This window comes from Reichenbachiella ulvae (assembly GCF_025833875.1).
Classification (GTDB): Bacteria; Bacteroidota; Bacteroidia; order Cytophagales; family Cyclobacteriaceae; genus Reichenbachiella; species Reichenbachiella ulvae.
The window spans coordinates 1939240-1958684 of record NZ_JAOYOD010000001.1 but is presented as its reverse complement, the minus strand read 5'-3'; the positions used below and the strand labels follow the sequence as shown (position 1 = coordinate 1958684).

Here is a 19445-nt window from a genome sequence, read left to right as displayed (position 1 = left end):
TTTTGTCGTATTTATGTTTATACATTTATTATGAAGATGTTGAAATTAAAATTACTATTGTCCGCTTTTGCTTTTCTATTCCTTATCTCCTCGTGTGACGAAGGCTCAGATGAAATTGATTGTACACTATCCGATCTCAAAGCTTCTATCGTTTCACAGGGAATTGAAACTTGTGAAGAGGGGGCTACAGTTGAATTTGCTGCAGAAGGTGGAGTAGCGCCTTATGAATATAGTATTAGTGCAGTATCGTTCAAAACATCACCTATTTTTCAAAATTTGACTTCTGGTAATTATACCCTTACCGTTCGTGATGAAAATCAATGCATGATCACCATGCCTTTCAGTGTTGATTCTGATATACCTAATATCAATGTCACAGCCAATGTCACTCAGGACGCAGGTTGTGGAGGTGCAGCAGGTATGGTAGATGTAGCCAGTTCGGGAGGAACCGGAGAGTACGTTTATCAGATAGATGGAAATGATTTTGGTTCCGGGCCTACATTGAGTAATGTACCGAATGGTAATCACACTGTGACAGCCATTGATGAATTAGGCTGTAGTGGAGAGACTCAGATTTATGTTTCTTCAGGCATCAGTTATTCTGAATCTGTAGCCAGCATTATTGATACAAATTGCGCGACTACTGGTTGTCATGTAGCGGGCAATGGAATCCCTAGCTTAACCTCTTTCAGTAGCGTTCAGAGCAACGCAGATAAGATCAAGGAATTAACGCAAAATAAGTCCATGCCAAGAAATGGCAGTTTGACCGATGCTCAGATTGAGGCGATTGCTTGTTGGGTAGATGACGGAGCGTTGGATAATTAAAAATGATATGAAAAGACTATTGATAATAATCGGAATATGTGGTCTGCTGAGTTCCTGTGCCAATGACAGTGAAGAAGAGTTGGCAGAAATGCAACAAGCAGTGGATGAAGAGAATAATGGAGGAAACGGCAGTGATGGCGGAGGCCAAAACCCTACAACTGAAGTGAGTTTGTCAACTGATGTGGTTCCAATCCTAGATGGCAACTGCGCCGTATCAGGCTGTCATGTGACTGGGAGAACTTCGCCAGATTTGAGCGTCAAATCCAATATCATTTCTAATGCCTCAAGTATCAAATCTGAGGTGGTTAGTGGAAGAATGCCACGAGGTGGGTCGCTTTCAAATACAGAGATTGGTTTAATCTCTGACTGGGTAGATCAAGGAGCTAAAGACAATTGATATGATTCGGATATCTATATTTTCAATCTTGCTATTGGTTGGGCTCAGTGCTGAGGCCCAGAAGTATATTGCGGATTCTAGCTACGTTCGTTTTTATTCTAGCGCACCAGTGGAGGATATTGCCGCTGACAATGTGGAGGGGCAGTCTGCTATGAATTGGGAAACGGGAGAAATGGTTTTTGTCATGCCGATACGCGGCTTCCAGTTTGAAGAAGAATTGATGCAAGAGCATTTCAATGAAAACTACATGGAAACTGAAAAGTATCCTAAGGCGACTTTGACTGGTAAAATATTGAATTGGGACCAGAGCTATGGAGCGAAAAAGTTCAAGGGGGAGTTTTCCATTCATGGAGTCCAACAAAAGGTGGAAATAGATGGCACTTTGACCCAGTCTAAAAAAGGATTCAATCTGGACTCCAAATTTTTCATCACTCTTGAGGATTATAAAATCAAAATTCCATCCGCACTGTTTTACAATATTGCGGAAAAAGTGGAAGTAACCGTACATTTCGAATATGCAGCCAAATAGACTTGTTTACACTCTTATTTTCTTATTGTTTCTTTCCTTTTCAGTCTCCGCACAAGAAGATTTGCTGGCTGAGTTGGATACCGAAGAAAAAGCCTACCCAGTCACCAGTACATTTAAGGGAACTCGACTGATCAGCGGCCATACGGTGAAAATGCTTGATCAGGGCGTTTTGGACTTTGTGATCTCCCACCGATTTGGTCGGGTCAATGAGGGAGCAGAAGAGTTTTTTGGACTGGACAATGCTCAGATTCGTCTGGGGTTGGAGTACGGAATCACGGATTTTTTTACCATTGGTATTGGCCGTTCGTCCTTTCAGAAAGTACTGGATGGCTATGCAAAAGCCAGGATACTCGAGCAGAAGTCCAGCGGAATGCCAATTTCGCTAGTGGCTTTTGGAAGTATTGCTTCTAAAACAGGAGATGGCGCTTTCTATGATGTGACAGTCGACCATGAAACCAAACATCGTCTCTACTATACAGCTCAGTTACTGGCCGCACGAAAGTTCAGTAGTAAATTTTCTGCTCAATTGGCTCCAATCTGGGTGCATCGCAACTTGGTACAGTTTGCAGATGATCCCAATGATGTGTTTGCTCTGGGAGTAGGCGCCCGATACAAAGTGACCAATAGAATTGCCATCAATGCTGAGTGGTATCCCCAATTGGTCGATCGCGTAGATGGATATTATGATGCTTTGTCGGTGGGCGTGGATATCGAAACCGGCGGCCATGTCTTTCAGATTCACCTGACCAACTCTCGTAGTATGATCGAGGAGGGGTTCGTTTCCGAGACCACAGGTACCTGGTCCAAAGGAGATATTCACATTGGATTCAATATTTCCAGAGTTTTCGACTTGAGTCCTAAAAAGTAGAGGGATTTAGGCATCTTTGCCTCGAAATATTTTCAATCCCAAATACCCATGCAAAGACAAGCTTATCGAATGGAAAAGGCTGGATCCACAGCCAATCTCAAACTCGTAACAGAAGAAATCGCTGAACCAAAGTCCAATGAAGTACAGGTAGAGGTGAAGGCTGTAGGGTTGAACTTTGCAGATGTTTTTGCTATTCACGGTCTGTATAGTGCCACCCCTAAAGGCAGTTTTGTGCCAGGTTTGGAGTTTTGCGGAGTTGTGGATCAAGTAGGGGCTGAGATTGCCGATTTCAAAAAAGGAGATAAGGTAATGGGAGTGACACGCTTCGGAGGATATGCCTCTCGAATCAATATTGACGACAAGCATATCGTCGCACTTCCGGAGGATTGGACTTTTGAGGAAGGAGCCGCTTACATGGTACAGGGGTTGACTGCCTACTATGCTTTGGTTTATTTGGGCGGACTCAAAAAAGGGCAGAACGTTTTGATTCACAGTGGAGCCGGTGGTGTAGGTATTCTGGCCAACAGGATTGCCAAATGCTTTGATGCTTTCACGGTAGGAACGATCGGTAGTGATAAGAAAATGGAGGTGCTGGAGCGCGAAGGTTTCGATGGCAAAATAGTTCGATCCAAAACTTTTGCGGAGGATTTAGATAAGGTGTTAGGCGATAGGGATTTGAATCTCATAGTGGAGACGATTGGTGGCGAAATCCTAAAGGCCGGATATGAAAGAATGGCTCCTCAAGGTCGTATGGTGGTGGTAGGCTCTTCTCAATTTGCTTCGCCGGGTTCTAAGCCCAATTATTTGAAATTGTTTTGGAAGTTCCTCAAGCGTCCCAAGTTTGATCCTCAGGAAATGGTGCAGTCCAACAAATCTGTGATGGCTTTTAATTTGATCTGGCTCTACGAGAAAGTCGAAATCATGGAAGAACTGTTGTCCGAGATGTCAAAACTGGATCTTGGTAAGCCTTTCGTGGGTAGTACTTTCGCTTTTGATAAATTGCACGATGCGATCAAACTGTTTCAGAGTGGTAAATCAACTGGAAAGGTTGTCGTGACTATCGACTGAACAGCTCGAGTGTTTTCTTTCGATTGAGTTTTCCGCTTTCTGTTTTGATGAACTCCGCGACTTGGATTGCCTGTCTGGGTATATGGTGCTTCGAAAATTGGTTTTCAATCATGGATTGAATTTCCCTGAGTTTTTGTTCTGAAATCGATCCAGTATGAATCAGTGTGCATGACTGACCGAGTTGATCATCGGGCAAGCCAGTGATAAAATAGTCTTGATTGGTTAGCAGTGTAGCAATCGATTTTTCCAGCTGCTCGGGATGGATTTTGACCCCACCAGAGTTAATCACATGATCCGCTCTTCCCAGCCATTTGAATTCAGTCTCGGATTTCATCTCCACGACATCCGTTGTATAGAGCCATTGCTGCATGGTCACCTCGCCTTTTATCTTTAGACAATCATTATCATGTAGGCCTATTTCGATACCTGGGAGACATTGATAAGTTTCAGAAACTTGGCTGCCAGAAATTTTCATCAGTGCAATGTGACTAACTGTTTCGGTCATTCCATAGGTCAGGTAAATGTTGTTGGGTAGCTTGGCAAGCGCATTTTGGGCCTCCTGATTCAGCGGCGCTCCACCGATCAGTACATTGCGAATTTGGGCGAGTCGATCCAGTTGTTTGTTGTGGATCATCTCATAGATCTGGAAGGGGACGAAGGAGGCAAAGTCTACTGAGCCCTTGAGTTGATTGAGAGGGGTAGAGCTCGCAGGGATGATATGTAAATCCAGATCAAGAATCAAGGCCCTGGCTGCCATCATGATCGATGCGATATAGTTAGGGTTTAAGCACAATAATACCTGATCACCTTCTCTTAGGTCCAAGGCCTTTTGCGTTCCTTTTACACTCGCGGTGATTTGATCCCGATGGATTTCTATGGTTTTGGGATTGCCGGTAGATCCTGAGCTTTGAAAGCTAAATAGTTCCTGTCTTTCAGTCCAATTCTTGATGAAATTTGTAAGAAAGTCATAGTTGGGTGCAACTAGTAATAAGTTCGAAACATCATTGATACTATATGTTTGACCCTGAAAGAATACCTTCATCGATTGTTTGCAAATGCTGTTTTAAACCATTCAAATATTAGGATGGTAAAATTCTGCATATCTATGACAAGAATTTAACAAAAGCATGATTATTTTGTCCGGTCGATCATCCTTCCTTGAGGGTTGAAAGATTGAAACACCTATGACACAAACCCAAACCCATCTACTCGTAAAAAGACTCATTGAAAAGGATCAATCAGCTTTCGAGTTGGTTTTCAAGGAGTACTATTCGGTCCTATGTCAATATGCTGCAGGGTATCTCAATGATATGGAGGCTTCTCAAGGTATTGTACAAGAGGTCTTTGTGCGGTTTTGGGAAAAATGTGAGGATCTATCACCAGATTCGTCTATCAAGTCTTATTTGTATCGAGCGGTCCACAATGCATGTCTTAATCACTTGAAGCATTTGAAGGTACGAGACAATTATCGTCAATATGTAATTGATCGTATGGAGGAGGCTGAAGAGCCCATCGAGGAATCTGTGGAGAATATTGAAAATAGAATCCATGAAGCCATAGACAAACTCCCGCCACAATGCGCCAGGATATTTAGATTGAGTCGATTGGAAGGCTTGAAATACAGAGAGATAGCAGAGCATTTGGGGCTTTCGATCAAAACTGTAGAAGTGCAAATGGGGAAAGCGCTTAAATTGTTGCGAGAAGAGTTAAAAGAGTTTAGGTAATGGATAAAGGACTGATTCATTTCTGGTTTTTCGTCATTCAGTTGCTGTTGCTTTTTGTCTCTAGTACAGACCTATATGCTCAACGGAGGATTCTCAATAGAGAGATTAGTCTTCAGGTTCAGGAAGTGCCATTTGATAGCGTTTTGCAGTCTATTAGTTATCAATCCGATGTGTTGTTTTCTTATGATGCCTCTCTGATTCCATCCAACCAAAGGTTTACACTTCATTATCCCAAAGCGACAGTGGAGCAAGCCATTATCCAGTTATTGAAAGGGACAGGTATAGATTATCGTTTAGTGAAGGATCAGGTCGTATTCTTCAAGGTGGCAGAGGAGAGCGAAGAAAAGAAGGAATTTGAAAAGGTCAAGCTGATAGGTACAATTTTAGATACCAATGGTGAACCAGTAATAGGAGCCAATGTTTTTATCGCTAATACGGTCAAAGGAGGTGCGACAGATGCATTGGGCAATTTTGAAATTAAAAATCTGGAGGTAGGTGTATATGAGTTGGTTATTTCTCATCTTCAATATGTCAATGCTTATTATAAAATCACGATCGATGGAAAACGTGAATTTATTCATTTACCCATCCGTATGGAGCCTTCATTTACCGAATTGGGTGATGTTCAGGTACTTTCTGACAACAAACTTTATAGGCAAAACAAGAGGTATATAGACATGTTCACCTCCCGATTTTTGGGATCAAGTTCTAATTCAGATAAATGCAGCATATTGAACCCAGAAGTCCTGGATGTGACTTATGATCGAAGCGAAAATATGTTGAGTGCTACGGCGGTAGCTCCAATCGAAATAGTCAACGAGGCTTTGGGTTATAAAATTAATTTCGTTTTAGACTATATGGAGGATAATGGTAAAACGAATCATACGGTAGGTTTTGCCAATTTTGAAGAACTGGAGCCTGAAGATAAACGACAAAGAAAGAGGTGGAACAAAAATCGAAAGAGGAGTTATCAGGGCTCATTGATCCATTTTTTACAAGCCTTGTCAAAAGATCGGTTAAGAAGGGAAGGCTTCCACATTAGATATGTTAAGAATTTGCCGGATCGGGTTACTTCCGATTTATATGATGTATCCATGAGTGAATCATTGAGAAGAGATGACATCATGGTTGGTAATAAATTGAAGTGCGAGTATTATCTCGAGATAGTTTATACCCGTGAGAAAGAGGGGGCAGATTACCTGCTAATGAATCGCGACTCCAATGACAGAACAATACATAGCTCTGGGATGGTCAATCAAAATTTTGGTCAGATATCTTATATCAAACTGAACTTGCCTAGTGTAACTGTTAGTCCGAAGGGTTACTTTGTAGAACCCTTGGCCATAACGACTTATGGCTATTGGGCATGGGAACGAGTTTCAGAGTTTATGCCATTTGATTATGAACCATAGAGCAATTAATTTTATGAAAACCAATAAGGGGCTGACTGTTTGTAGTTGTTTTATAAGTGTAGAAAAATAAAGAAGGAATGGAAGAGGTATTGGCGAAGTATTTTTCGAATGAATTGACTCCCAAAGAACGGCAGGAAGTAGAGGAGTGGAGAAATGAGAGTGAAAGCAATGCAGAGGAGTTTTTAGCCTATTCGAAAATCTGGCATAGTGAGACAACGGTGGATACCGATGCAGCTCTTAGTTCTATTCTAGATGAAATAAACGGTTTGGAAACAATGGCAGAGGAAGTGCCAAATGTTAAAGAGCCAAAGGCAGGTCAGGTTTTTCTACATTTTTTCAAAATTGCTGCAGCAGTACTCATAGGAGTAGGAATTGGTTATTTTGCCCTGTCCCAGTTTGATTTGCTCCAGTCTCCACAACAGTATAGTTCTAATGCCGAATTGATGGAGGTTCAATTGGCTGATGGTACGATTGTTACTTTGTCTCGCCATTCAACTTTGAGTTTTCTAGAAACAGAAAATGAAAGATTAGTAGAGATGGATGGAAAGGCATTTTTTGATGTAAAAAGAGATGAAAGTAAACCTTTCATCATCAGGACAGCTTATAGCGAAGTGGAGGTGCTCGGAACTTCATTTTTGGTGGATGCGAGTGGTAGTGTCGAATCTTCTGTTGTGGTGGTTGAATCAGGTTTGGTAGCCGTGACTTCTAAAAGCGATAACACAGAGCAAGTTGAGTTAAAAGCTGGCGAAAGGGCATTTTTTGAAGAGTCGGGACACTTAGCTAAAACCACTAATACGAACATCAATTACCTCTCATGGAAGACGCATCTGATCAGTTTTCAATCTGAGCCGTTAGAAGAGGTGGTTCAATTATTAAATGAAAATTTTGGCGTAGAGATTCAGTTGTCAAATGATATGCTCAAAAACTGCGTTTTGACAGCAGATTTCAAAGATCAGGAGGTAAATGATATTTTGGAGATTATTTCTCTCACATTTTCCCTAGAATTAAAAAAGTTATCAGACAATCGTTTTGTACTGAGCGGGGAGGGCTGTTAATTTAAGTTTTGAAATAAACTTTAACAGCAGTTATTTACCCAATAATGTTCAAAAACCTTGCTCTCCTGGCAGTCCTGATACTTGCAGGTATTGGATCTCCACTTCTTGCTCAGAATTTTAGTTCCACCACCGACCTATTGGTTCATACCAGCCATTCCCTATCCGATGTTCATCAAAATTCAATTCTAGTCACAGAGTCTCAGGATGACAGCAATCCATTTGTGACAGTATTTAGAGGATTGTTAGGAATGGGGGCTTTGATCTTAATCGCCTGGTTGTTTAGCAGTAATCGAAAAGCCATCAATTGGAAAGTTGTCGGTATTGGCTTGGCGATTCAGGTTTTACTGGCCTTAGGCGTCTTGCACTTGTCATTTGTACGTGTGATTTTTGAAGTGGTAGGCAGGATGTTTACTCAGGTACTAGACTTTACCAAAATCGGAAGTGAGTTTCTCTTTGGAAAATTGATGGATATTGGTTCTACAGGTTATGTTTTTGCCCTTCAAATTCTACCCACTATTATTTTCTTCTCTGCGATTACCAGCGTGCTCTTTTATTTAGGTATTATTCAGAAAGTGGTTTATGCCTTGGCGTGGTTGCTCAGCAAAGCGCTGAAACTCAGCGGAGCAGAAAGTCTAAGTGTAGCAGGGAATATTTTTCTGGGTCAGACAGAAGCCCCGCTCTTGATCAAGGGCTATCTGGATAATATGAATCGATCGGAGATTCTGCTGGTAATGACTGGAGGCATGGCGACCGTAGCAGGTGGGGTGTTAGCTGCATACATCGGATTTTTGGGAGGTGATGATCCTGTCCAACGATTAGAGTTTGCCAAACATCTTTTGGCTGCATCCATCATGGCAGCCCCTGGAGCTGTGATCATTTCCAAGATCATTTTTCCTCAAACAGACAATATTGATTCTCAGGTTAAAATCAGTAATATGAACGTGGGGTCTAATTTCCTAGATGCCTTGTCTAATGGAACCACAGAAGGATTGAAGTTGGCGCTGAATGTAGGTGCGATGTTGTTGGTGTTTTTTGCTTTTCTTGCGATGATCAACTTTGTACTTTTCAAAGTAGGGGATTTTACAGACCTGAATCAAAGCATCGCCTCTTTTTCTAATGGGAACTATGATGCCTTGTCACTCGAGTTTATATTAGGCTATCTTTTTGCACCTTTGATGTGGTTGATAGGAGTGGCTACTGAAGATATCACTTTGGTAGGACGATTACTAGGAGAAAAGATCATCGCTAGCGAATTTGTTGGATATGAAAGTCTGGCAAACCTCAAGGGTGTTGGGGCCTTTGCACAGAAAAAATCCATCATCATGTCTACCTACATGCTTTGTGGTTTTGCCAATTTTGCTTCGATTGGAATTCAAATTGGAGGGATTGGAGGATTGGCGCCTGGTCAAAAAGTAGTACTTTCGGAATTAGGATTCAAAGCCCTGGTTGCTGGTACTTTGGCCTCACTGATGTCAGCCACGATCGTAGGGATGATCATGTAAAGAGAAAGGCGGTCCGAAGACCGCCTTCATTGATATTTATCTGTCCTTGTAATTCAAATTTGGGACTGGTTGACCTGACATGATCTCTTCGTTAGCAAACTCCTCAAACTTCTTGAAGTTTTCTCTGAATCGATTGGCCAGATCATTGGCCTTGGCATAGTAGCCATCATCATTTTTCCAGGTCTCACGAGGGCTCAATACGCTCGAAGGAACATCCGGACAAGTCATAGGTATCTGGACACCATAGATGGAGTGTGTTCTGTAGCCCACATTCTCCAATGTGCCATTGAGCGCTGCAGAGATCATGGCTCTTGTGTATTTCAGTTTGATTCTAGATCCTATACCGTAGGGTCCTCCGGTCCATCCCGTGTTAATCAACCAAACATTGACCTCATTTTCTTCCATCTTCTTGCCGAGCATTTCGGCGTATTGGGTTGGATGTAAGGGTAAAAAAGGTGCTCCAAAACACGCACTAAAGGCGGTTTGCGGTTCAGTAACTCCTGCTTCTGTTCCTGCTACCTTGGCAGTATATCCGGAAATAAAATGGTACATGGCCTGTCCCTTGCTCATTTTTGAAATAGGAGGGATCACACCAAAAGCATCACAAGTCAGAAAGAAAATATTGCGTGGTATCCCACCAATAGATGGGTTGGCAGCATTATTAATGTGATGAATCGGATAAGCGGTTCTTGTGTTTTCTGTAACACTTACATTTTCATAATCGACCTGTCTGGTGTTTTCAAAGTAGCGGGTGTTTTCTACGATAGCACCAAATTTTATAGCCCTGAAAATATCTGGCTCATTCTTTTCTGTCAAATCAATCACTTTGGCATAGCATCCGCCTTCAAAATTGAAAACATTGTTTTCCGTCCATCCGTGCTCGTCATCTCCTATTAAGTCTCTATTAGGGTCAGCAGACAAGGTGGTTTTTCCCGTACCAGATAGACCGAAAAAGATAGCCGTATCTTTCTTTTCAAGACCCATATTGGCAGAACAGTGCATGGAGAGCACCTTCTCCTTGACAGGAAGTAGATAGTTTAAGACGGAGAAGATCCCTTTTTTCATTTCTCCAGCATAGGCCGTGCCCCCAATCAATATCATCCTCTTTTTCATGTTGATGATGGCGAAATTGGCACTTCTGGTTCCATCTGTTTCTGGATCAGCCTCAAATTCAGGTACACAGATGATCGTGAAATTCGGTTTGAAATCCTTCAGCTTATAAGCCTCTGGCCTCAAGAACATGTTGAAGCAGAAAAGGTTGTGCCAGGCCTGGGTATTGATGACCCTAAGGTTTAATCTATAAGTCTTGTCAGCTCCTGCATAAGCATCTCTGGCATATATGGTTTTATCCTGCAGGAAATTGAGCATCTTTTTGTGAAGCTTATCAAAGTTCTCTTCCGAAAAAGGGATGTTGATGTCGTTCCACCAGATATTTTCACTCGTCTCTTCATCTTTTACAATGAATCGATCCTTTGGAGATCGGCCAGTGAATTTTCCGGTATCGCACATCAGTGCACCCGTGCTAGTTAAACTTCCCTCTTTGTTGATGATGGCTTTTTCGATGAGTTCAGCAGGCGATAGGTTCCAATGCACCTCCGCTGCTTTTAGGATTCCGGAATGGGCCAAGCCGTAGCTTTCCGGATGGATTCCAAATTGTAGCATTTAGTCTTAATTTTGGGTTTAATGTTAAGACAAAGGTAAAGGCTTTGGATGAATCTCTGATAGCCTATTTTTTACATTTTTTGAATCTTATAATAATGCAATATTGGTACTATACTAGGTATGATTTGTATCATTCTTAGATGTCTCGATAAATATGAAATGAAAGATTATTTCATGAAAGGTTCTGCAGCAGACCATTGCAAGTATCCTATTTTTTTTCTTTATGTTTGATAATTGGATAACTGGCTATTGGCTTGAATCCAAGTGTTCATCATTCCACCTGTGCGTTTTTCTGGATGATGTTTGAGGTTGAAGGGTGGTTATGAGTTCTTGGAAAAGTCTAATTTGTTTTTAGAAAAAGCTTGGTCTGTGTTCTAGATTTTATTTAGAAGAATATTTAAATTTTTATTCTAAACTGTGCTTCAATCATTCTTAGCCTTTCTTGGAGGTAAACCCGGAGAAGAAAAAACAATGCTTTTACTATTAGGTAAAGGCTTCTTTATGGGTGTCTTTTTGGCAACCTATCAGGTAGGGGCGGAGACCCTATTTATCGCGACTTTAGGAGAAGCTCATCTGGATGTAGCGTTTTTCGTAGCGGGTGCTTTGGGTATATTTACTACCGCTTTATACGTATATATTCAGAAGAGGGCCAATTTTTCTACTTTGGTGGTTTCGAACGCCTTTCTGATTTTCTTATTTATTGCTCTGCTCAGAGTAGCTTTCTGGTATTTCGAGTATAATCAGCTCGATGAAGGATTCCAAATTTTACCCTTTATCCTGTTTGTCATGATTGGGCCTGTTTCTGCTATTACTTTATTGGGGTTCTGGGGGATTTTTGGTAGGATCTTCGATTTGAAGCAAGCCAAGAGGACCATTGGGGGTATTGATACTGGTCAATTGACTGCTACCATGATAGCCTTCTTTTCTATCCCAGTTTTGACAAATCTTAATTTGATTGATGAAACGTATGATTTATTGTTCATTTCATCTTTCTCCTCTTTTGGCGTATTGATATTGACCATAGTGATCGTTAAAAATTACAATCTTGATTCTACTACGAAAGTAAGGGTTGACGAGAACATACAGGTCAGGAAGATTACTTATCGAGACTTGATTGAGGATAAGTATATGAGGATGCTTTGCTTGTTTATGATTTTCTCAATGGGCTCAGCTGTATTTGCCAATTACGTTTATATCTCTGCAACCGAAATATTCTATCCAGTAGACAAAACGACGGGTGACGACTCAGAATTAAGAGATTTTTTGTCATTTGCCAATGGTGCTGTCATGGTATTGAGTTTCATCATTCAAAGTTTTATCAATGATATTATCATTGGCCGGTTCGGTTTAAGGGTATCATTGATGGTAATGCCTTTGGTACTGGCGCTATTTACGATCGGAGCGATTTTTTCTGGTCATATGTTTGGTTATGAGGAGAAAACGGAGGAATTCCTTTTCTTCTTTATTTTCCTGGTGGTGGGTAAGGTATTCACTTCATCCTTGAAGGATGCCCTTGAAAATCCTGCCTTTAAGCTATTCTTCCTGCCATTTGATGTAAAGATTCGATTTGATATTCAATCTAGAATTGAAGGGGTAGTAAATCAAATTGCGATTTTGGTTGCAGGTGGATTGCAGATCGCAATGGGACTTTTGGCCTTCTTTGAGTTGATCCATTATGCATACTTTATTTTGGTACTAGCTGTTTGTATTATTTATTACGCAGGTAGATTGTATTCCGAATACAAGGCTCAGCTTCAATTGACTTTGGAAGATCAAAAGCTGAAGTTGAAAGGTGCAGGCACTAAGAATGAAAGAAGCACCATCAACATTATCAAAAAAGAACTTCTACGTAGGAATCCAGATAGGGCATTGAATGCCCTTAAATTAATGGAGAAAATGGAACCAATCATTTTGGACTATGCTCTATTGGATTTCATTAGATCTGAACATAAAGAATTGAGACTATACGCTTATGGTAGACTTGGATACTTAAAGAGTTTTGATACTTTAGATATTCTCGAAAGAGAAATTAAGAAAGAAGAAGATCCTGAGGTAAGAGTTGTTGCAGCTGATACAATAGAAGTACTCCATGAGTTAGAGGATTTTGAATTGACTGAATTGGGGATCAAAAAACTTGTGAGGTCTACCGATATAGAGGATCGTATCTATGCGGCGCGTGCTTTGGCTAAGCTGGAAGACGATAAATTCATTCCTTTTTTGACTGAATTGCTACGTGATATCAACCCTGCGGTTAGACGTGCAGCTATCACTACAGCAGGTAAACTCAAAAGACCTGAATTTTGGAATGTGCTGATAGAAAATCTACATATTCCTGCCTATAGTAACTATGCAGATTCAGCACTTATTGCTTCTGGTGAGACTGTTTTTTACGCCATAGATTCGGCTTTTTACAAAACCGGTCAGCATATCGACTCGATGGTGCGAATCATTCAGATCATGGGGAAAATTGGTGGACGTACAGCCATAGAAATGCTTTGGAAGAAGATTGAATTTCCTGATAAAAATATTATTTCTGAGCTGTTACTTTCATTGAGTTACATTGGTTTTGAAGCGAAGGACTTTCAAGCAGCGAGAATCAGATTGGCTATTGAAAGCAGCATCAGTGACTTGGCCTGGAACATTAAGGCAGTAGAAGAGATCCCAAGAGACGATTATTTCGACCGTATGATTCATCAGGCATTTGATGAAGAAAATAAGAAGAATTATGATCACATCTTTATGTTGTTATCGATGATCTATGATGCTCAGAGTATCAAACTCGTTCGTGACAACATAGACCTGGGAACCACGGATAGTGTGTCTTTTGGAATTGAGATGCTTGACATTTTCGTGGATGAAAACCTTCGTCCGAAATTAGCGGCAGTGTTGGACGACATCCCAGTAGATGAGAAGCTGAAGAAGTTAAATAACTATTTCCCACCTGAAAGTTTTGAGGACTATGGTGACTTGCTATTGCAGGTAGTGAATAGAGATTATAATAATATCAACAAGTATACTAAGTGTCTCGCTTTGTATAAGTATGCCCAACTGAGAGGTAGAATAGTGACGAATGATTTGATTGCCAATTTGTTCAATCCTGATTATATCATGGTGCAGACCGCTGCAGCGACCATGTACAAGTTGGATCAGGACGCTTATCAGTATCACACCAAAAGACTAAGACCTTCGTTGAAGAAGCGATTGGATAAAGATATCGTTCCTCCGGTTTTCAAGAATGAAGATGAAGATTTTCATCAGAAATTGTTGATTGTTGAAAGGGCTATTCTATTGAAGCAGATAACTGTTTTTGAAAGAATACCCGGAGTGATATTGTTGGACTTGTGTAAGAGATTTGAGGAGATTAAAGTAGGTGCACAGACGACAATTGCAGAGATTGGAGATTCGGGTGGTTCACCTGTATACATTGTTTTGAAAGGACAATTGAGGGTAGATTATGAGGATGGAACCAGTCGAATTGTAGAGGAAAAAGGAATAGTAGGTCATAAGATGATTTTGACGTCAGATTTATATAGTTATAATCTTACCACAGAGACAGAGTGTTTACTACTGACGATTGGTAAGGATGAATTGTATGATGCGGTTTCTAGAAATGTGGAAATGGTAGATGGAATCTTGACGATTGTAAACGAAAGTGAAATAGAAGAAGAAGTCGAATCGATTTTCAATTGATATTACACCTGTAAAGGATTTTTTGAATGAATTTTGAACATGAAATATTGCTAGCTTATCACACCCGGGATGATGATCCGATCGGAGGGGATGGTAAAGGATGGGTAACCAATTTTTACCGGTTCTTGAGTACTCTGGTAGAACAGGTTTCAGGAAAGCCGGTAGTTATTAAGCTAGTGAATGAGGGAGATAGTCATATTGATCTCTATAATAACAGCTCTGTTCTGGTCCCGATATTATCAAAGAATTTCTTGAGCAATCCTACGCTTATCAATGGTGTCAATCTATTCGCTAGTTCTGCCAGAGAGAACAATACCTTGCAGATGGACGGGCTGTCTCGTCTGTTTAAAGTGATCAAATTCCCGATCGATGTGGATGAATACCTTCCAGATTATTCGGATATTTTATCCTACGACTTCTACCAAATTGATTCGTTAACTGGGGAGCCGCAGGAATTCCGCAGGTTCTTTGGTAACGAGGCGGAAAGAAGTTATTGGATGAAAATGGTCGATATGGCCTATGATATTCATCAAATTCAGAAAAAGCTAAAAGAATTCACAACTTCAAACCCTGCTCCGGCGGCTGAATTTCCCAGAGATAAAACCATCTACTTGGCTAATTCTGGGGTTGATATGATCATCCAAAGGGATATAGTCAAAAGAGAATTAATTAGACACGGATATAAGGTATTGCCTGATCAGTCGTTACCCAAGGAGATACATGCCTTGGAGTCTGTCGTGAAAAAAGATTTAGAATCGTGCTGCATTTCCATCCACTTGATTGGTGAGGACTATGGTTACTCACCGAGGGGCTCAGAATTGTCTGTCGTAGATATTCAAAACAAAATTGCTTCTGACTATACCATGCTCATGCATGAAAAGAACAAAAGTGGAGAGACATCAGATAAATTCAGTCGTTTGATATGGCTTTCGCCTGATTTGAAAAATGTAAGTGAAAGACAAAAGATTTTTATTGAGGATCTAAAAACTGATGCCGCTACCCTAGATGAGGCAGAAGTACTCCAGATTCCACTTCAGGAATTGAAATCAATTATCAGAGAGGAGCTAGTAACGGGAGGCCGGTTCAAAGCCAAAGAAGTTCAGCAGGATAATCAATTACCTGATGAAGGTAATATCATCTACTTGATCTGCGATCAGTTGGATTTGAAGGCTTCAGAACCTATGGCTGATTTTCTGAAAAGAAAAGGCTATAATGTAGTGACCAGCATGTTCAGCGGAGAATTAATGGATCTAAGGTATTTGCATCAGGAGAATTTGCGAAGATGTGATGCTTCTTTGATCTACTTTGGAAAGTCCTCAGAAGACTGGATTAGAACGAAATTACAAGATTTATTAAAGGCACCTGGCTTTGGTAGAACCAAACCTATGCGTGCTACTGCGATTTTTGCTGAGGATAAATCCAAATTGCAAAATCAAAATATTCAACTGACCAGAACGATGGTGCTCGGAGGAGAGAGTTTTGCTCCAGAGCATTTAGAACCATTCTTGACCAAACTGAAAAATTAAGATGAGCGAGAAAGAATTGATATCGAATGACCAAAGACAGGCGGATATAACGGATTTCGTTGATCCATTCCCAGGTCTACGTCCATTTGGGATAGAGGAGAGTCATCTGTTCTTTGGAAGAGAAGGACAAAGTGATGAAGTCCTGATGAAGTTGTCCGAAAACAAGTTCGTCGGTATTCTGGGAGCGTCTGGTAGTGGTAAATCCTCTCTTATGTATTGTGGCCTGATCCCAACTCTCTATGGTGGGTTCATGACCCAGGCGGGATCCAACTGGAGAATAGTCGTAACAAGACCGGGTGGAGGCCCTATTGATAATCTGGCTGAGTCACTTTTGCTCAAGGATGAGCAGTATAACAGTATTGATGATGAAGAAAAGCTGATTCGAAAAACCATTACTTCTACTGTACTTCGTAGTAGTTCTCTTGGCTTGATTGAAGCTGTTAAACAACTAAAATCTTCTGAAAATGAAAATGTTCTAATCCTGGTTGACCAGTTTGAAGAGCTTTTCAGATATAAAAAATTAGAAACCTTATCCTCTGATCTGGATGAGTCTTCGGCCTTTGTGAACTTATTGCTCGAGGCGGTTCATCAGTACGATGCGCCGATTTATGTGGCATTGACTATGCGTTCTGACTTTATTGGGGATTGTGCACAATTCCCAGAGCTGACTCAGATGATCAACGATAGTCACTATTTGATTCCTCAAATGACGAGAGATCAGAAGCGACTGGCAATAGAAGGTCCTGTGGCAGTAGGTGGAGGTAAAATTGCACCTCGGTTGACACAGCAGTTGCTCAATGATGTAGGAGATAACCCTGACCAACTGCCTATTCTTCAACATGCGTTGATGAGAACCTGGCAGTTCTGGAAAGAACACAAAAGGGAAGGTGAGCCTATGGACCTCAAGCATTACAATGCCATAGGTACCCTTCGTGAGGCTCTTTCTCAGCACGCGAATGAAGCTTTTGATTCTCTATCCAAACGCGAACAGCAGATTTGTGAATCCATGTTTAAGGCTTTGACTGAGCGTGGCACAGAATCCTCTGGTATCAGACGCCCAACCAAGGTAGGGACAATTGCCTCGATAGCAGGTGTAAATGAAGAGGAAGTAGGTAGAGTTGTAGATAAGTTCCGTGAACCGGGAAGAAACCTACTGATGCCTCCCCACGGTGTAAGGTTAGAAACGGATACGGTAATTGATATTTCTCACGAATCCTTGATGAGGATTTGGACTAGATTGAAATCATGGTTGGATGAAGAATCTCGTTCGGCCGAAATGTATTTGAAATTGGCGGAATCTGCCGAGAGGTTTCAATTAGGACGAGCTGGGCTTTGGAAAATGCCTGATTTGCAGTTGGCTTTAAACTGGGAGGAAGAAAATAAACCCACCTTGGTCTGGGGACAGAGATATGACCCAGCCTTCGAGAGAACCATGGTTTTTCTCGAAACCAGTAAGAAAGCATACGAGACAGAGCAAAGAAACAAAGAGCTTCTACAAAAAAGGGCCCTTCAGAGATCGCGATTGGTGGCAGTCGTTTTAGGTGTGGCCATGTTGGTCTGTATCTTTTTCGTGGTAATGGCGCAAATTCAGGCTGCAGAAGCAGATAAGCAGAGTGCTAGGGCACTTGCGAACTTGAAACTGGCAGAAGAAAACCAGAAAAAGGCGGAGGAGCAGGAATTAAAGGCAACTCAAAAAGCTGCAGAAGCGAGAATTGAAGCCAGAAGGGCGGAGGAGGCTGCTCAGAAAGCTTTAGATGAACAAAGGAAAGCGGAAGAACAGAGATCTATTGCTGAAACCCAAAGACAAAAAGCGGTTGAGGCACAAAATGAGGCTAATAGAAGTGCTGCTGAGGCAAGAAGAAGTGCAGAGGAGGCTAGGTTAGCTAAAATTGATGCAGATAGGAATGCAGAAATTGCCAATCAGCAGAAACAAGCTGCTCTGGAGCTGCGTTATCAGGCGATTGCCAACTCTATGGCCATCAAGTCTCAGAATATTGACGATGATGTGGAGCAGCAAGCCTTGATCGCCAGGCAGGCCTGGAAGTTTGATGAGAAGTATTCTAAGAAGGATTATAATCCTGATGTATATGCCGGGGTCTATTATGCAACTAAGGCCTTGACAGGTGGCGATTCATCGAAATTCAATCACTATGAAGGTCATACAGAAGCCGTAAGATCGATCAGATATGCTAAGGATGGAAAGAAAATGTTTACCGCTGGTAGTGATGGCAGAATATTGTCGTGGGATTTGGCTACAAGAAGTAGTACAGAGCTCCTAAATGACAATCAGGTGAATCGTGTAGTTGATATCAGTTCTGATGAAAAATGGTTGGCAGTGGGTACAGACATCGATCAAATTCTTTTATACAATTTGAAGGATAAGAATGGATTACCAAAGGAGATTTCGGATCACAATGGAGTCGTCTTCGATTTAATTTTCTTAAAGGATAATAGTGGTTTTATCTATACCTCGAGTGATAAAGTGGTCAGGTTATATGATTTCAATAAGAGTGCTGATATTGCCAGAGTGACTTCTAGAGTTAAATCTCTTGCCATAAGCCCTGACGGTAGATATCTAGCTGGCGGTAGCGAATCGGGAAGCGTTTTCATTTGGGACATTCAAAATAATTATGAGGAATCATCCTTGTATGTTCAGCAAGGTGAATCGGTAAGTGCAGTGACTTTCAGCGAGGATGGAAGTGAACTGGCTTTTGGAGATGAAGGAGGAGATATAGTCTTATGGGATTTGATTGAAAGCAAAACGATCAAAAAATTGACTGGACACAATGCCACGATTACTGAATTAGACTTTAATAAGGATAACTCATTGTTGGCCTCATCGTCGCTAGATGGGACTGCCAAGTTGTGGGTTATGGAGTATCCTAATGATTTACCAATCAGCCTTGATGATCACGAAAGTCTGGACAACATTGGTAGCAAAGGCTGGGTTTGGTCTGTAAAATTTGCTCCCGATGGGGAGCACCTAATGACCGGAGCTGGTAATGGCATTATTCGTCTTTGGCCTACACAACCGGATGAAATGGCAGAGAAAATCTGTGAATTCAAGGAGGTTGACGAAAACTTGAGTAATACAACCTGGAATGCCTATGTAGGGGAAGATATAGAATACGAATACACTTGCGAAGGCTTGCCGAAACGAGAAGAAATCGAATAATACTTAAACTAA

Annotated in this window: 14 protein-coding genes; 12 read left to right on the top strand and 2 right to left on the bottom strand. The window is 41.2% G+C overall.

What is annotated here, in order from left to right:
• Positions 1–36 precede the first annotated feature (36 nt).
• From N7U62_RS07840 to N7U62_RS07820, 5 genes are read left to right on the top strand one after another with little or no spacing between them, the layout of a single operon-like run.
• Complete coding sequence (locus tag N7U62_RS07840) at positions 37–825, top strand: c-type cytochrome (protein WP_264137377.1); 789 nt, start codon at positions 37–39, stop codon at positions 823–825.
• Positions 826–832: 7 nt separating this feature from the next.
• Complete coding sequence (locus N7U62_RS07835; protein ID WP_264137376.1) at positions 833–1222, top strand: hypothetical protein; 390 nt, start codon at positions 833–835, stop codon at positions 1220–1222.
• Between the two features lies 1 nt (position 1223).
• Positions 1224–1751: a YceI family protein gene (locus N7U62_RS07830; protein WP_264137375.1), complete on the top strand. Its 528-nt coding sequence runs from the start codon at positions 1224–1226 to the stop codon at positions 1749–1751.
• Positions 1738–2619: a DUF5777 family beta-barrel protein gene (locus N7U62_RS07825; protein WP_264137374.1), complete on the top strand. Its 882-nt coding sequence runs from the start codon at positions 1738–1740 to the stop codon at positions 2617–2619. The genes N7U62_RS07830 and N7U62_RS07825 overlap by 14 nt, the downstream gene beginning before the upstream one ends.
• Before the next feature lie 48 nt (positions 2620–2667).
• Positions 2668–3687 carry an alcohol dehydrogenase catalytic domain-containing protein gene (locus N7U62_RS07820; RefSeq protein WP_264137373.1) on the top strand — a complete coding sequence of 340 codons (1020 nt, stop codon included), beginning with the start codon at positions 2668–2670 and terminating at the stop codon, positions 3685–3687.
• Here the strand turns inward: N7U62_RS07820 and N7U62_RS07815 are convergent.
• Positions 3677–4729 carry an AMP-binding protein gene (locus N7U62_RS07815; protein WP_264137372.1) on the bottom strand — a complete coding sequence of 351 codons (1053 nt, stop codon included), beginning with the start codon at positions 4727–4729 and terminating at the stop codon, positions 3677–3679. The two genes, N7U62_RS07820 and N7U62_RS07815, sit on opposite strands and share 11 nt — an antisense overlap.
• A 142-nt stretch (positions 4730–4871) precedes the next feature.
• Between N7U62_RS07815 and N7U62_RS07810 the strand changes: the two genes are divergently transcribed.
• The 4 genes from N7U62_RS07810 to N7U62_RS07795 all read left to right on the top strand — a co-directional run bounded on the left by N7U62_RS07810 (position 4872) and on the right by N7U62_RS07795 (position 9380).
• Positions 4872–5411 carry an RNA polymerase sigma-70 factor gene (locus tag N7U62_RS07810; protein WP_264137371.1) on the top strand — a complete coding sequence of 180 codons (540 nt, stop codon included), beginning with the start codon at positions 4872–4874 and terminating at the stop codon, positions 5409–5411.
• Positions 5411–6823 carry a carboxypeptidase-like regulatory domain-containing protein gene (locus tag N7U62_RS07805; RefSeq protein ID WP_264137370.1) on the top strand — a complete coding sequence of 471 codons (1413 nt, stop codon included), beginning with the start codon at positions 5411–5413 and terminating at the stop codon, positions 6821–6823. Before N7U62_RS07810 ends, N7U62_RS07805 begins: the two co-directional genes overlap by 1 nt.
• A gap of 77 nt (positions 6824–6900) precedes the next feature.
• Entirely contained in the window at positions 6901–7878 is a 978-nt protein-coding gene (locus N7U62_RS07800) for a FecR family protein (protein ID WP_264137369.1), read from the top strand.
• Positions 7879–7922: 44 nt separating this feature from the next.
• The gene (locus tag N7U62_RS07795) at positions 7923–9380 is read left to right on the top strand and encodes a NupC/NupG family nucleoside CNT transporter (protein WP_318840652.1); all 1458 of its coding nucleotides are present in this window, start codon (positions 7923–7925) and stop codon (positions 9378–9380) included.
• 36 nt (positions 9381–9416) lie between these two features.
• On the opposite strand, the gene pckA is transcribed toward N7U62_RS07795, so the two are convergent.
• Positions 9417–11042, bottom strand: a complete 1626-nt coding sequence (pckA, locus tag N7U62_RS07790; protein ID WP_264137368.1) for a phosphoenolpyruvate carboxykinase (ATP) — start codon at positions 11040–11042, stop codon at positions 9417–9419.
• A 471-nt stretch (positions 11043–11513) separates the two neighbouring features.
• Between pckA and N7U62_RS07785 the strand changes: the two genes are divergently transcribed.
• From N7U62_RS07785 to N7U62_RS07775, 3 genes are read left to right on the top strand one after another with little or no spacing between them, the layout of a single operon-like run.
• On the top strand, positions 11514–14732 hold the full coding sequence (locus tag N7U62_RS07785; protein WP_264137367.1) for a HEAT repeat domain-containing protein: 3219 nt from the start codon (positions 11514–11516) through the stop codon (positions 14730–14732).
• A 26-nt stretch (positions 14733–14758) separates the two neighbouring features.
• Positions 14759–16258, top strand: coding sequence for a hypothetical protein (locus N7U62_RS07780; RefSeq protein ID WP_264137366.1), 1500 nt, complete (start codon positions 14759–14761; stop codon positions 16256–16258).
• A 1-nt stretch (position 16259) separates the two neighbouring features.
• Positions 16260–19433 (top strand): nSTAND1 domain-containing NTPase, encoded by a 3174-nt coding sequence (locus tag N7U62_RS07775; RefSeq protein WP_264137364.1) that lies wholly within the window; start codon positions 16260–16262, stop codon positions 19431–19433.
• The last annotated feature ends 12 nt before the right edge of the window (positions 19434–19445 follow it).